This window comes from Micromonospora taraxaci (genome assembly GCF_007830095.1).
Lineage (GTDB): Bacteria > Actinomycetota > Actinomycetes > Mycobacteriales > Micromonosporaceae > Micromonospora > Micromonospora taraxaci.
In genome coordinates this window covers 189,853-203,611 of sequence record NZ_VIWZ01000001.1, presented here as the reverse complement: position 1 = coordinate 203,611, position 13,759 = coordinate 189,853, and the positions used below count along the sequence as shown (strand labels likewise).

General features: G+C 69.6%; 11 protein-coding genes, 1 tRNA gene and 1 riboswitch. Of the genes, 8 read left to right on the top strand and 4 right to left on the bottom strand.

Annotated elements, in window-relative coordinates; all coding sequences use genetic code 11:
- Positions 1 to 112: 112 nt before the first annotated feature.
- Positions 113 to 913: a DUF881 domain-containing protein gene (locus tag FHU34_RS01005; protein ID WP_145778260.1), complete on the bottom strand. Its 801-nt coding sequence runs from the start codon at positions 911 to 913 to the stop codon at positions 113 to 115.
- A gap of 223 nt (positions 914 to 1,136) precedes the next feature.
- Here FHU34_RS01005 and FHU34_RS01000 point away from each other — a divergent pair, with 223 nt between their 5' ends.
- The 5 genes from FHU34_RS01000 to FHU34_RS00980 all read left to right on the top strand — a co-directional run bounded on the left by FHU34_RS01000 (position 1,137) and on the right by FHU34_RS00980 (position 7,418).
- Positions 1,137 to 1,400: a cell division protein CrgA gene (locus FHU34_RS01000; protein WP_145778259.1), complete on the top strand. Its 264-nt coding sequence runs from the start codon at positions 1,137 to 1,139 to the stop codon at positions 1,398 to 1,400.
- Between the two features lie 213 nt (positions 1,401 to 1,613).
- Positions 1,614 to 3,812 (top strand): (Fe-S)-binding protein, encoded by a 2,199-nt coding sequence (locus FHU34_RS00995; RefSeq protein ID WP_145785387.1) that lies wholly within the window; start codon positions 1,614 to 1,616, stop codon positions 3,810 to 3,812.
- Between the two features lie 111 nt (positions 3,813 to 3,923).
- Positions 3,924 to 5,243 (top strand): hemolysin family protein, encoded by a 1,320-nt coding sequence (locus tag FHU34_RS00990; protein ID WP_208744898.1) that lies wholly within the window; start codon positions 3,924 to 3,926, stop codon positions 5,241 to 5,243.
- A complete protein-coding gene (locus FHU34_RS00985) occupies positions 5,236 to 6,237 on the top strand; it encodes a hemolysin family protein (RefSeq protein ID WP_145778258.1) in 1,002 nt (333 codons plus the stop codon). The genes FHU34_RS00990 and FHU34_RS00985 overlap by 8 nt, the downstream gene beginning before the upstream one ends.
- A gap of 167 nt (positions 6,238 to 6,404) precedes the next feature.
- A complete protein-coding gene (locus tag FHU34_RS00980; RefSeq protein ID WP_208744897.1) occupies positions 6,405 to 7,418 on the top strand; it encodes a C40 family peptidase in 1,014 nt (337 codons plus the stop codon).
- Positions 7,419 to 7,471: 53 nt separating this feature from the next.
- Here FHU34_RS00980 and FHU34_RS00975 read toward each other — a convergent pair whose 3' ends face one another.
- Complete coding sequence (locus FHU34_RS00975) at positions 7,472 to 9,451, bottom strand: N-acetylmuramoyl-L-alanine amidase (protein ID WP_145778256.1); 1,980 nt, start codon at positions 9,449 to 9,451, stop codon at positions 7,472 to 7,474.
- A 236-nt stretch (positions 9,452 to 9,687) separates the two neighbouring features.
- Positions 9,688 to 9,823: riboswitch (cyclic di-AMP (ydaO/yuaA leader) on the top strand.
- A 13-nt stretch (positions 9,824 to 9,836) separates the two neighbouring features.
- Here FHU34_RS00975 and FHU34_RS00970 point away from each other — a divergent pair.
- On the top strand, positions 9,837 to 10,877 hold the full coding sequence (locus FHU34_RS00970) for a C40 family peptidase (RefSeq protein ID WP_145778255.1): 1,041 nt from the start codon (positions 9,837 to 9,839) through the stop codon (positions 10,875 to 10,877).
- Between the two features lie 59 nt (positions 10,878 to 10,936).
- Here FHU34_RS00970 and dcd read toward each other — a convergent pair whose 3' ends face one another.
- Positions 10,937 to 11,515, bottom strand: coding sequence for a dCTP deaminase (dcd, locus tag FHU34_RS00965; protein WP_030332009.1), 579 nt, complete (start codon positions 11,513 to 11,515; stop codon positions 10,937 to 10,939).
- A 99-nt stretch (positions 11,516 to 11,614) separates the two neighbouring features.
- Between dcd and FHU34_RS00960 the strand changes: the two genes are divergently transcribed.
- A complete protein-coding gene (locus tag FHU34_RS00960; protein ID WP_145778254.1) occupies positions 11,615 to 12,172 on the top strand; it encodes a pyridoxamine 5'-phosphate oxidase family protein in 558 nt (185 codons plus the stop codon).
- Positions 12,173 to 12,239: 67 nt separating this feature from the next.
- On the opposite strand, the gene FHU34_RS00955 is transcribed toward FHU34_RS00960, so the two are convergent.
- A complete protein-coding gene (locus FHU34_RS00955; RefSeq protein ID WP_145778253.1) occupies positions 12,240 to 13,220 on the bottom strand; it encodes a zinc metalloprotease in 981 nt (326 codons plus the stop codon).
- A 204-nt stretch (positions 13,221 to 13,424) separates the two neighbouring features.
- Between FHU34_RS00955 and FHU34_RS00950 the strand changes: the two genes are divergently transcribed.
- Positions 13,425 to 13,498, top strand: a tRNA-Gly gene (locus FHU34_RS00950).
- Positions 13,499 to 13,759 lie beyond the last annotated feature (261 nt).

The window sequence follows — 13,759 nt, the reverse complement described above, 5'->3', positions numbered from 1 at the left end:
GCCGGGTTCGTCCGGCCAGGCGCCGGCTCCGGCCGGTCGACCTTCGGCAGGATGTCGGTCGGCTCGTCGGTCTGGTTGCGGTGTCGCCCGTCGCGGCGATCCTCCGGCCCGGTCACTTGGGCACCGTCGCCGAGCGCAGGGAGGTCGAGTCCTCGAATGCCGGCACTCGCACCGTGGAAACCGTCTCCTTGTAACCGAGTTGGTAGTCGTCGACCGCGTCCTTGAACAACCGGACTCCCTCAGAGCTGGCGAGGGCCTGCTGGAGGGCAGCGGGATCGCCGATTGCTACGATCTTGAACGGTGGGGAGTACACCCGGCCATGAAGCAGCAGGGTGTTACCGACGCAGCGTACCGCGCTGGTCGTGAGCACGCGGACGTTCATGATTGACATGGCCTCCGCTCCGCCGGCCCAGAGTGCGTTGACCACCGCCTGGACGTCCCCCTGGTGCACCACCAGGTCGTCGTTGCTGGCGTCCGACTGGGTCTGGTCGAGTTGCGGTGCGTCGTTCAGCTCCACTGTGACGCCGGTGCCGCCGAGGGCGGTGAATCCGGCGGCCTGGAGGCTGCCCTGGGCGCGGTTCTGCTGGTTCTTGATCGGCGCATCGGAGCCGGCCAGGGTGTTGGTTCGTTGCTCGACCTCACCGCGCAGCGTGGCGGCACGCCGTTCGCTCGCCGCGACCTGCTCGCGCCGGTCCTCGATGAGTTGGTTGAGCTGGGGGCGCCGGTCCTCGCGCAGGGCGGTGCCGTCGGCGGTGGTCGCGCTGGTGGTGAAGAGCAGCCCCGCCGCGGCGGCGATCAGAGGCACCCCGATCGACCAGCCTGGTCGGCGTTGGCGCGGTCGCCGGGGCAGCAGCCCGGCAGCGGCCCGTCGGAGGACCTTCTGCCAGGAGGTTGCGCCGGATGTGTACTCCACCGAGCGTTTCCTTCCGCGTGTCGGGGATCGGGTCCGCTCCCGGCTGCGCCGGTGATGCGAACAGTCCGCCTCTTTCGGTCACTCCGTGCACCGGCCTGACCCCATTCATGGTCCGGACGGGCAATCGGGACTACGCTAGCTGTCGAACATTATTGGCCATGGACCGTCGCCCCCGCGCCCGGTTGTCAGGCCGGACGAGGTCGTCACCCCTCTGGAGAGCGCCGTGCCCAAGTCTCAGGTCCGTAAGAAGAAGGTGTACACCCCGCCGACGGACGTTCGTCCGACTACGGCGGCGTCGTCGCGCAAGCCTAGCCCGGTGTGGTTGCCGGTCACCGCGGTCGCCTTGATCGTCGTCGGCATCGGCTGGCTGGTGCTCTACTACCTGTCCGAGCAGGAGTACCCGGTGATGGCGTGGGGTTACTGGAACCTCGCCGTCGGCTTCGGTGCGATGGTCGCCTCGCTGGCGCTGCTCTCCCGCTGGCGCTGAGCCGGTGCGGCGCCGCCGCACCGGCGGTCCCGCCACATTTCACCTCACCGAGCCCCTGCCCGGCAGGATCGGGCGAGGCCACCTATGGTGTGCGCAGGCAGCGCGGCCTACTGCGAGATGACTCACGTTACCGCTGGGTAACCTTCGCGTAGGCTGCATTGCATGACCGAGCACAGCGAGGTCATCAGGCAGCAGACCGGGGAGGCCAACTCGATGGGCAGCGTCCAGATCGTCACCACGATCCTCGCGGCCGCCATCACCGCCGTGGCGGTGTGGCTTGCGGTGCGTGCGGTCCTCAAGATGGTGGCAGTCATCCGGCTCGGGCAGCCCGCGCCGGAGCGGTTCACCGACAAGGCCGCTCGGGCCAGGACCATGCTGGTGGAGACCGCCGGGCACACCCGGATGCTCAAGTGGGGCGTCGTGGGCGCCGCGCACTGGTTCGTGATGGTCGGCTTCGTCGTGCTGTCCCTGCTGGTGCTCGAGGCGTACTTCGAGGTGGTCACCCCGACCAGCGGGCTGCCGATCATCGGGCACTGGACGATCTTCGGGCTGGCCACCGAGATCATCACCGTGCTGGGCCTGATCGGCATCCTGGTGCTGATGGTGATCCGACTGCGCAACCGGCCGAACCGGCCGGGCGGGCGGTCCCGGTTCACCGGCTCGACCATGTGGCAGGGCTACTTCGTCGAGTGGATCGTGCTGCTGGTCCTGATCTTCGGCTTGGTGATCCGTGGCTTCAAGGTCGCCACCGACCACTTCGAGTACCCGCTCTGGGCCACCCCGGTCAGCCACGCGGTCGGTGCGGTGCTGCCCGACTGGTCGGACGGTGCCAGCGTCGCCGCGCTCATCAAGATCGCAATCTCGATGACCTGGCTGATCGTCATCTCCCTGAACGTCACCATGGGCGTCGCCTGGCACCGCTTCCTGGCGTTCCCCAACATCTTCTTCAAGCGCGAGCCGGCCAAGCCGGCCGGCTCCGGCCTCGGCGCGCTGCGCCCGATGACGAGCCAGGGCAAGCCCCTCGACTTCGAGGAGGCCGACCCGGAGAAGGACCAGTTCGGCGTCGCCCACGTCGAGCAGTTCAGCTGGAAGGGCCTCCTGGACTTCAGCACCTGCACCGAGTGCGGTCGCTGCCAGTCGCAGTGCCCCGCCTGGAACACCGGCAAGCCGCTGTCGCCCAAGCTGCTCGTGCTGAGCCTGCGCGACCACGCGTACGCGAAGGCGCCCTACCTGCTGGCCGGTGGCGGCAAGGACCTGACCGGCGAGGAGAAGGCCACCCAGGCCCAGCTCGCCCACTTGGACGTGCTGTCGCTCGCCGAGGGCGACAAGCCGTTGATCGGCGACGCCGAGTCCGGTGGCGTCATCGATCCGGACGTGCTCTGGTCCTGCACCACCTGCGGCGCCTGCGTCGAGCAGTGCCCGGTGGACATCGAGCACGTGGACCACATCGTCGACATGCGCCGCTACCAGGTGCTGATCGAGTCGAGCTTCCCGTCCGAGGCCGGCGTGATGCTCCGCAACCTGGAAAACAAGGGCAACCCGTGGGGTGCCCCGCAGAACACCCGCGAGGACTGGACCAAGGGCCTGGACTTCGAGGTGCCCCGGGTCGGCGAGGTGGACGACTTCGAGTACCTGTTCTGGGTCGGCTGCGCCGGCGCGTTCGAGGACCGGGCCAAGAAGACCACCCGCGCGGTGGCCACGCTGCTCAACGAGGCCGGGGTGAAGTTCGCGATCCTGGGCGAGGGTGAGACCTGCTCCGGCGACCCGGCGCGGCGGATCGGCAACGAGTTCGTCTTCCAGATGCTCGCCCAGCAGAACGTGGAGACGCTCAACGAGGCGTTCGAGGGCCGGGAGAAGGCCAAGCGCAAGATCGTGGCGACCTGCCCGCACTGCTTCAACACCCTCGGCAACGAGTACGGCCAGCTCGGTGGCGAGTTCGAGGTGGTCCACCACACCCAGCTGCTGGCCCACCTGGTCGCCACCGGCAAGCTCACCCCGGTGCAGCCGGTCGACGGCGGCGTGACCTACCACGACCCCTGCTACCTGGGCCGGCACAACCGGATCTTCGCGGCCCCTCGCGAGGTCCTCGGGGACGCCATCGAGGGCGACCTCACCGAGATGCCGCGTAACAGCGAGCGTTCCTTCTGCTGTGGCGCGGGCGGTGCCCGGATGTGGATGGAAGAGAAGATCGGCAAGCGGATCAACGTGGACCGGGTCGAGGAGGCCATGGCCACCGGGGCGAAGACGGTCGCCGTCGGCTGCCCGTTCTGCTCGACGATGCTCAACGACGGGGTCAACGGCAAGGGCGCCGGCGAGCAGGTCGAGGTCATCGACGTGGCGAGCGTGCTGCTCCGTTCGGTCAAGCCGGAGCAGCCGCAGGGCGGCAGGGAGACCGCGCCCGTCGGCGGCTGAGACGCGTACACCTGGGATGTGAACATCGACGACGGCGGCCCCCTGCGGGCCGCCGTCGTCGTGCAAGAATCCTCGCCGAGGTGAGGCGACATCGACGGCCTACTCTGGACGATGCTGTTGCCGCTGGTCGGCTTCGTCGCGCTGACCGCGGGCAACGCGTTCTTCGTCGCGGCCGAGTTCGCCCTGGTCACGGTCGACCGCGCGGAGATCGACAGGCGGGCCGCCGCGGGCGACCAGGCCGCTCTGACGGTACGCACGGCGCTGCGTGAACTCTCCTTCCAGCTCTCCGGCGCGCAGCTCGGCATCACCATCACCGCGCTGCTCACCGGTTACCTGGCCGAACCTGCCCTGGCCCGGATCTTCACCCCGCTGCTGCGCCCGATGGTCGGGGAGAACACCGAGCGGTTCACTCCGTTCCTCGCGTTGGCCCTGGCCACGCTGATCTCCATGCTCTTCGGCGAGTTGGTGCCGAAGAACGCGGCGCTGGCCCGGCCCATGCCGGCGGCGCTGGCCACCGCCGGCCCGATGCATGCCTTCTCCCGGGCGTTCGGCTGGCTGATCCGGGGGTTGAACGGATCGGCGAACCGGCTGGTCCGGGCGTTCGGGGTGGAGCCGCAGGAGGAGTTGGCCAGCGCCCGTTCGCCGGAGGAGTTGGGGTTGCTGGCGGCCATCTCGGCCCGGGCCGGCGCACTGCCGACGGACACCGCGATGCTGCTGCGCCGCACCATCCGGTTCGGCGACAAGCGGGCCGCCGAGGCGATGACGCCCCGGGTGGACGTCGTCGCGCTGCGCGTCACGGCCACCGTGGCCGAGCTGCTGGAGGCGTCCCGGCGCACCGGGCGGACCCGCTTCCCGGTGTACGAGGAGACCCTCGATCTGGTCACCGGGGTGGCCGGTGTGCCCGACGCTCTGGGCGTGCCGCTGGCCGCCCGGGCGTCGACGATGGTCGGCGCGGTGGCCCGCGAGCCGGTGTACGTGCCGGAGAGCCTCAATCTGGACGGCGTGCTCGCCGCGTTGAAGGCTGCCGGCGCCGACCTGGCCATCGTGGTGGACGAGTACGGCGGCACGGACGGCGTGGTCACGATCGAGGACCTGGTCGAGGAGTTGGTAGGAGAGATCGCCGACGAGTTCGACCCGGCGAGCGTGGACGACCCCGGTGCGGTCGAGCTGACGGTGCCGGGCGGCGAACGCACCGTGCTGGTCGACGGGGTGCTCCGCTCCGACGAGGTGGCCGAGCAGACCGGTTTCCGGCTGCCAGACGGGCCGTACGAGACATTGGCGGGGTTCCTGATGGCCCAGCTCGGCCACATCCCGCTGGCCGGTGAGACGGTCGAGGCGGGTGGCTGGGAGTTCACGGTGGTGGAGGTGGAGCGGCACCGGATCGAGCAGGTCCGGGTGTTGCGCCCGGCGGAGCCGGACGACGATGACTGAGCTGTTGGTGACCGCGCTGCTGCTGCTCGGCAACGGGTTCTTCGTGGGCAGCGAGTTCGCGCTCATCGCCTCGCGGAGGACGGTGATCGAGCCGCTGGCCGCACTGTCGAAGCGGGCCCGCTGGGCACTGTCGGCGATGAACCAGATTCCGCTGATGATCGCCGGCGCGCAGCTCGGCATCACGGTCTGCTCGCTGGGGCTGGGCGCGATCGCCGAGCCGGCCCTGGCGCACCTGCTGGAGCCGCCGTTCCGCGCTGCCGGGCTGCCCGAGCGTGCGGTGCACCCGGTGGCGTTCGTGCTGGCCCTGGGCGTGGTGGTCTTCCTGCACACGGTCGTCGGCGAGATGGTGCCGAAGAACATCACGCTGGCCGGTCCGGAGGTTTCCGCACTCTGGCTCGGCCCGGCGATGCTGGCGTTCTGTGTGGCGACCAAGCCGCTGCTGCTGGCGATGAAGTGGGCGGCCCGCCGGGTGCTCGCGTTCTGGCGCATCGAGGCGTCCGAGGCAGTGAAGACGGTGTTCACCGCCGAGGAGTTGGCCGGGCTCGTCTCCCAGGCGCGTACGGAGGGTCTGCTCGACGAGGAGCAGCACGTGAGGATCACCGGCGCGCTGGCCCTGCACAGCCGAACGGCGGCGGACGCCCTGCAACCGTGGTCGACGGTGGTCACGGTGGCCGAGGACGTGTCGCCGGCGTCACTGGAGGTGCTGGCGACGCGGACCGGTCGGTCCCGGTTCCCGGTGGTGCAGCGGTCGACCCGCCGGGTGCTCGGATTCGTGCACGTCAAGGACGTCCTGGGGTACGCCGGGCGAGGCCGTCGGTCACCCGTGCCGGCCCAGGTCTACCGGCCGCTGGCGGTGGTGCCGCCGGAGCGTACGCTGGCCGACCTGCTGCTGGCCATGCGCCGCGAGCGGCGGCACATGGTGCTGGTCAGCGACGGCCGGCGCCCTCTCGGTGTGGTCACTCTCGACGATGTATTGACCGCAATCGTTGGTTGAAAAACCAATACCCTTGGTGTGCAAGCAGTTGCACGACAGTGATGGTTCCTACGCTCGCCTTGATTACCGCTCCGAGCTTCCCTAATGTGAGGCACCGACCGCTGTGGGTCGTCTGCCTCGGCCCTTCCCTCACGCGAGGCGCCCGGCGGTCGGTTGCAAAGGAGTCGGTGCCGGTGGCAACCATGCCCCCTCATCGTCACGACCTGAAAACGTCTGCTCGGCCAGGTGGCTTGCGCCGCGGCGTCCACCGCCTGCTCGTCCTGGTCGCCGCCGCCGCAGTCGGCGCCGGTCTGCTCGCCGCACCGGCGCACGCCGATCCCACGGTCGACGAGATCGAGGCGCAGATCGACAAGAAGTGGGAGCAGTTGGAGCCCACTATCGAGCAGTACAACAAGGTTCGGGCGCAGCTGAAGGTCAACCGGCAGAAGTCGGCGAGCCTGCAGAAGAAGATCGAGCCGCTCGCGTTGCAGAGCGAGTTGGCGCTCAACCGGGTGGGCGACCTCGCCTCCCGCTACTACATCTCCGGCCCGTCGCACGACATCGGTTCGCTGCTGGTCAGCGTCAAGCCGGACACGCTCACCGAGCAGCTCACCGTGCTCGACCGGCTTGCCGCGCAGGAGCGCAAGGAGGTCGAGGGTGTGCTGGCCGTGCGGGCCAAGTACGACGGTGAGAAGCAGAAGCTGGACGCGCTGATCACCACCCAGACCACGCAGCAGAACGAGCTGGCGGCCAAGAAGAAGCAGATCGACGCCGAAATCAAGCAGCTTGAGGCGTCAATGCCCAAGACCACGGTCAAGACCGCGGGCTGCCCGACGATCAACGGTGTGACCAGCTCGGCCGCCCAGAAGGCGATCAAGACTGCCTGCCAACAGGTCGGTGATCCGTACGTCTGGGGCGCCACCGGCCCGAACTCGTTCGACTGCTCGGGGCTGACCCAGTACGCCTACAAGTCGGCCGGGATCTCCCTCACTCACCACACCGGTGACCAGTGGAACGAGGGCAAGGCTGTCGCGCGAGCTGACGCCCGCCCCGGTGACCTGGTCTTCTTCTTCTCCGGCCTAACGCATGTCGGCCTGTATCTGGGTAACAACCAGATGGTGCACGCACCACGTGCCGGCAAACCGGTGCAGGTGTCCAGCATCAACACGATGCCGGTCGCCGGGTTCCGCAGACCTGGCTGATCCAGATCACGTACTGACGGCCCCCGGTCACCGACCGGGGGCCGTCGTGGTTCTCAGCGGGGCGCGCCCACCGGGGAGGGCAGCAGCTGCACGTCAGCGAGATCGACGTACATGATCCGGTGGCCGAACTGGATCTGCGCGTAGCGGTTCTTGCCGCGGATCACCGTCCAGTCGCCCGGCGACGAGCCGTCGAACGTGCTGGCCCGGTAGTACTCGCCGGCCAGCACCGCGCCGACGGCGTACCGCTGTCCGGCGGCCAGGGTGTACTGCAGCGGTGAGATCGTCTGGTAGGGCACCCCGTCCGGGTACGCCGCCTGCTCCGGGTACGCCCGTCCGTACACGGGGACAATCGTCCGTCCGGGTTTCGGCGTGGCCACGACGCCGACGGTCCAGCTGGCGGTCGGCGCGGACGCCGGGTTGTGGAACCAGGCCCGCTGCCCGAGGTACCAGATCGCGGTCCAGTCACCCTGCCGTCCGGCGAGCGCGTACGTCTGCCCGGCGGATGCCCGCGCCCCGTGGTCCGACACGGCCATCGTGTTCGGGGTGCCGTCCGGCCGGAGCGCGATGTCGTTGACCAGCGGCGCGTCCGCGGACGGTGCGCTCCGCAGCACCACCGACGATGAGCCGCGCGGCGCGCACGGCACACCTGCGGTGACGCATCCGGTGAACGCCGGTTGGTTGGTGGCGTAGTCCGGGTCGATCCGGACCAGCCCGGTGGCCGGGGTGCCGGTGTCCAGTCGCGGCGCGTGCAGCAGGTCGAAGTAGTGCGTCCAGTCCCAGTACGGGCCTGGATCCCAGTGCATCCCACGCACGGTCGAGGCGACGGTGCCGGGCACGTTGTCGTGGCCGATGATGTGCTGGCGGTCCAGCGGGATGCCCAGCCGCAGCGCCAGGTGCCGGACCAGCTTCGCCGAGGTCCGGTACATCGCCTCCGTGTACCAGGTGCCCTGCGCGGCGAAGCCCTCGTGTTCGAGACCGATCGACTTGGCGTTGACGTACCAGTTGCCCGCGTGCCAGCCGACGTCCTTGGTCTTCACGTGCTGGGCGATGTGCCCGTCGACCGAGCGCAGCGAGTAGTGCCAGCTCACGTACGTCGGGTCCTGGACGAGTTTCAGGGTCGTCGCCCAGCTCGCCTCGGTGTCGTGGATGACGATGTACTCGATCTTCTGCCGGGCGGGCCGGTCCGAAAGATCGTGGTTGCCGTAGTCCCCGTCGCCGAACGCCTCGTAGGGTGCGGGGATCCACTCGCAGGAGATGGTGCGCGGGCACTCCACCCCGTCCGGGCGGGCCAGCCGGCGTAGGCCCAGCCGGTCCAACCAGGAGCGCTGGGGCTGTACCGCGATCGCCGGCAGGGTGATTCGCTGACCGTCGTCGGTCACCCGGGACTCGCCTGCGGCGATGGTGGTGAAGACCTCGTCGGCGAAGGCCGCTGCGGCGTCGGCGCTGTCCGCACCGGCGTAGCGGGCCACCGCGCCGTACCAGGCCGCCGGATCGGTGTCCGCGCCGACCGGTGCACCCAACTCCCGCTGGTACGCGCTGAGCAGCGCAGCCCCGCCCCGGATGTTGACCTCCGCATCGGTGCGCAGCGCCTCGGGGGTGGCGCCGGTCAGCGCGGCTGCGGCGTCCACGGTCTGCAACGCGGCGGCGGCCGGCGCGGGGGCCTCGGCGGGTCGGGGCGCGGGCACCCGGGCGGGCCGGGAGTCGTCGCCGCGTGGGTCCTCGGCACCGGCATCGTGGTGGCCGCGCCCGGGTAGAGCGGCGACGTGGCGGGCGTCGGTCAGGTGCATCGGGCCGTAGCCACCACTCGTGCTCGGTGTGCCGGCGTTGCTGTCCCAGCGGGACTCCAGGTAGGAGACGCCGAGCAGCACACCGGCCGGTACGCCGTACTCCGTCGCCGCAGCGGCGTACTGCTGCTGGCGATCGGTGGTGGGTGCGGCGGCGGCCGCCGCCGAGAGTGGCACCGCGCTCGCGGCGGCGATGACGGTGGTGGCGAGCAGTGCGCGCCAGCCGGTCGACAGGGTTGGATGGTGCATCGAACCCCCTAGATTCTCGCGGGTAGAGGTCAGGTCACCATCGCGCCGCTGGAGAGTCCGCGTCAATACCTTTCCATCTATCGACTCGCTCAGAAAGAAATCTTCACACCGGGTCAGTGACCCCCACTCGATCGGTACGGAGTGTCACGGCCGCACGGGTTGCGGATTGGTAACAGGCGTCTCTACTCTGGTCATTCGTCGGCCCGATAGCAGCTCCGCCCAGCCCGGGCGGTAACGGACCGACACCGCCGAGTCGTTTCCGAGCGAACCGGGGACCCAGGTCCCTCGGGGTGAATCCGCAGCCACTGCGGTAGGGCGCCGACTTCCCGCCCGAACCCGTCAGCTAACCCGGTAGGCGGTCAGGAAGAAGGAGTACGGAACCCCGGTGGCACTCCATGCCCCGCGGCCGTCGTCCGAGCGGTCGGCAGCAGCCGGCCCGACGCCGATCGTGCCGCGCCCACGCTGGTCCCGCTTCACCACCGCTCTCGCCGCGCTGGTCGGCGTCGCCGTCGTCCTGACGGGCAGCGCCACGGCGGCCCACGCCGACCCGTCCGTCGCGGAGATCGAGCGTCAGATCGACGAGGACTGGAACAAACTCGAACCGATCATCGAACGGCACAACGCCACCCGGACCGACCTCGCCGTCAAGCGCAAGCAGGCGGACGCTCTGGCCACCCGCATCGCCCCGCTCGAACAGCAGGTCGACGCCGCGATGGACAAGGTCAGCGCCCTCGCCGTGCGGGCGTACAAGGGTGAGACCGTGTCGACCGTCAACGCGATGCTGGGCAGCCGGTCACCGAGCGAGGTGGTCAGTCAGCTCGAAATGCTCGACCGGTTCGCGCACAACCAGCAACAGGACGTACGCGAGGTGGCCGACCTGCGGGACGAGTTGGCCGCGCAGAAGGCGCCGCTGGACGAGATGGTGGCCCAGCTGACCCGTACCGAGGCTCAGCTGGCCGCGAAGAAGAAGCAGATCAACGAAGAGATCGACCGGCTGCAGAAGCTTCGCCTCAAGGTGTACGGCAACGGTGGCGGTGGTTCGTTGCGCCCCGCGCCCTGCCCCGGCAGCTATCCCGGCGGCGCCGCGGGCGTCGCGGTGAAGTTCGCCTGCGCACAGATCGGCAAGCCCTACGTGTGGGGCGCCGAGGGACCCAACTCGTACGACTGCTCCGGGCTGATGCTGGCCGCCTGGGCGAAGGCCGGTGTGTCGTTGCCGCACAACGCCGCCCAGCAGAGCCGCGTCACCAAGGACGTCAGCAAGGGCGACCTGCGCCCCGGCGACCTGGTCTTCTACTACAGCGACATCCACCACGTCGGCATGTACGTCGGCGGCGGCTGGGTGGTGCACGCCTCGCAGGCCGGCCAACCGGTCAAGATGAAGAAGGTCGACGACGGCCCGATCCACAGCTACGGCCGTCCAGGCTGATCGGGAGTGACCGAAGGGCCCGTCGCGATCCGTCGCGGCGGGCCCTCGTCGTCACGGGTTCAGCGGGTCGGCCAGGTGCGCCAGTGCTGCCAGGCGCGGCTCGGCGTCGGGCCCCGCTGGCCCTGGTAGCGGGATCCGTAGACCACCGAGCCGTACGGGTGCTCCGCCGGCGAGGAGAGCCGGAAGATGCAGAGCTGCCCGATCTTCATGCCCGGCCAGAGGGTGATCGGCAGGTTCGCCACGTTGGAGAGCTCCAGCGTCACGTGTCCGGAGAAGCCGGGGTCGATGAAGCCGGCGGTGGAGTGCGTGAGCAACCCGAGCCGGCCCAGTGAGCTCTTGCCTTCGAGTCGGCCGGCGAGCTGGTCACCCAGGGAGATGACCTCCAGCGTCGAGGCGAGCACGAACTCCCCCGGGTGCAGCACGAACGGCTCGCCGTCGGGCACCTCGACCGCCGAGGTCAGGTCGTCCTGCTGCATCGCCGGATCGATGTGGGTGTAGAGGTGGTTGTTGAAGACCCGGAACAGCCGGTCGAGTCGGACGTCGATGCTGGAGGGTTGGACCAGGGTGGGCTCGAACGGCTCCAGGCCCAGCGTGCCGGCCTTGATCTCGGAGACCAGGTCGCGGTCGGAGAGCAGCATCGGACCACCATAGCCGCGTTGCCGAAACCGGCCGGATTCGGTGCCGGTGACCAGCGCGTCGAGGTCGCCCGTCGTACATTTGTTCGATAGAATGCTCGCATGGCTTCCTGGTCCGATTTCGCCGCCGACGAGCCCCGACTCGCCGACGGGATCCGCGTTCTCCTTCAGCAGTACGGGCCGGGCTTCGGCTACCTGGCCACGGTCCGCGCCGACGGCGGGCCCCGCGTTCATCCGGTCTCCCCGGTCATCACGGACGAAGGTCTCTTCTGCTTCATCATCGACTCCCCGAAGCGCCGCGACCTCGAACGCGACGGCCGTTACGCGCTGCACTCGTTCCCCCCGGAGGAGAGCGACGACGAGGCCTACCTGGCGGGGCACGCTCGTCCGGTGACCGATCCGGTCCGGGTCGCGCGGCTGGCGCAGAGTGCCCGGGCCGAGCAGCAGGTCGACTGGCGGTTGTTCGAGTTCACCGTCGACGTGGCAATGCTGACCCGCCGCGAGCAGCACGTCGCCGGCGTCCCGGGTGTCACGCCGAGCCGGCCGGCTGTCCGGGTCTGGCTGGACCCGCACGCCCCGTCGGCGACGGCCGCGCCGGTCGCCGTGCCACAGGCTCGGCCGACCCGCCTCAGCCGTGACGTGCAGTGCACGGCCGCCTGACCGGGGCTCTGACACGACGGTGTCGGCTCCGTCGTGACGGAGCCGACACCGGTTGTACGCGGAGCAGTTAGGCCGCGCGGTAGGCGTTCCAGGCGGTGATCATGCGGCTGGCCTGACCAGGGGTGAACTGGTACATGCACGAGTCGTAGGTGTAGTCCATGAAGTTGGTGATCGGGTCCAGCCCGGTCGCCGAGCAGGTGTCGCGCCCGGTCGGGCACTGGTACGCCGGCGAGGCCTCGGCCGGGGTGTCGCTGACGCTGTCACCCGAGCCGCCGCAGCCGCCCTGGAAGGTGTGGTAGAGGTTCAGCCAGTGGCCGACCTCGTGGGTGCCGGTGTCGCCCTGGTTGTAGTTGGTGGCGGTGCCGCCCGGCAGCGACTCGCTGAGCGCGACCACGCCGTCGGCGCTGCTGAGCTTCCGCTGCGGGAAGGTCGCCCAACCCAGCAGGTCGTCGCTCAGTTCGCCGAGGTAGATGTTGAGCGTGTTCTTGCCGCCGACCCGCAGTGAGGACTTCATCGACCGCTCCGCCGACGAGCCGTAGACGATCGGGTACCACGACGGGTTCGTCACCCGGTTGATCGAGTCGAGTCGGAAGGCGAACGCGGTGGCCGCACCGCCGGTCGCGCCGGCGTAGGCCTGGTTGAGCACGCTGATCTGCGAGGTGATCATCGAGTCGGGGATGTTGCCGCCGGCCCGGGTGCTGTTCTCCTGGATTACGTGCACCACCACCGGGACGGTGACGGTGGCCAGGGCCGTCGCGCCGGCGCCGGTGCGGAAGTTGGCGCGCTCGCGCTGCGCCGCCGTCAGGTCGGCTTCCCGCTCACGGACCTGCTGCGCGGTCAACTCGTTCGGGTCGTGCTTGGCCGCCGCGCCGGGCTTGATTCGGGCGTTGGCGTGGCCGTCGGCCGGCTCCGCGCAGGCGTCGGGCACGGCGGAGAATGCCGAAGCGGCAGGAACGACACCCACCGCGGCGGTGCTGAGTAGCAGCGCGAGGGTCGTCGATGCGACACCGGCGGCACGCCGGGTCAGCAGGTTGGGACGGGGTCCCATGGGCCCACCTCTTTCTGGCGGCGCGGCAGGGGGTGTGTCACGCCGTGGCTGGCAACGTGTGGCAGACGTTACATTCCATCGACGTATTTGAGAACGAGCATATGTTGCCGTCCGGAAACTTTTTCCTGGGTGTGTGGGGGTGGCGAGCTCGCCGGGGGTACCTGGGTGCACCGGCTCGACCACTCGGGTACAGTGGTGCCGCTTGCGGGTGTAGTTCAATGGCAGAACATCAGCTTCCCAAGCTGACAGTGCGGGTTCGATTCCCGTCACCCGCTCCACCGCGAAGGCCCTGGCCAGGACGTGAGTCCCGGTCAGGGCCTTCGATGTTCCGCCGGCAATGAACACCTGACGGGCCATCCACGGGCCACCAGCCACGCTTCCTCCCCATGCCCCTGGGGCTTGCCGATGCGCCAGCCGCCCGCTTACCGGCCTTCTTCCGCTCGACCTTCACCGCGGTATGAGGGCGGCTCGGGATGGAGCGTGGATGACCGAGCGGCGACGGCCACTGTGGGGACATGCGATCTGGCGAGCCGAGCGCC

Excerpts from the sequence above, each read along its gene's own strand:
- FHU34_RS00995 (WP_145785387.1), top strand. The coding sequence starts at position 1,614 with ATGGGCAGCGTCCAGATCGTCACCACGATCCTCGCGGCCGCCATCACC.
- FHU34_RS00990 (WP_208744898.1), top strand. The coding sequence starts at position 3,924 with ATGCTGTTGCCGCTGGTCGGCTTCGTCGCGCTGACCGCGGGCAACGCG.
- FHU34_RS00985 (WP_145778258.1), top strand. The coding sequence starts at position 5,236 with ATGACTGAGCTGTTGGTGACCGCGCTGCTGCTGCTCGGCAACGGGTTC.
- FHU34_RS00975 (WP_145778256.1), bottom strand. The coding sequence starts at position 9,451 with ATGCACCATCCAACCCTGTCGACCGGCTGGCGCGCACTGCTCGCCACC.
- dcd (WP_030332009.1), bottom strand. The coding sequence starts at position 11,515 with ATGCTGCTCTCCGACCGCGACCTGGTCTCCGAGATCAAGGCCGGCACG.
- FHU34_RS00960 (WP_145778254.1), top strand. The coding sequence starts at position 11,615 with ATGGCTTCCTGGTCCGATTTCGCCGCCGACGAGCCCCGACTCGCCGAC.
- FHU34_RS00955 (WP_145778253.1), bottom strand. The coding sequence starts at position 13,220 with ATGGGACCCCGTCCCAACCTGCTGACCCGGCGTGCCGCCGGTGTCGCA.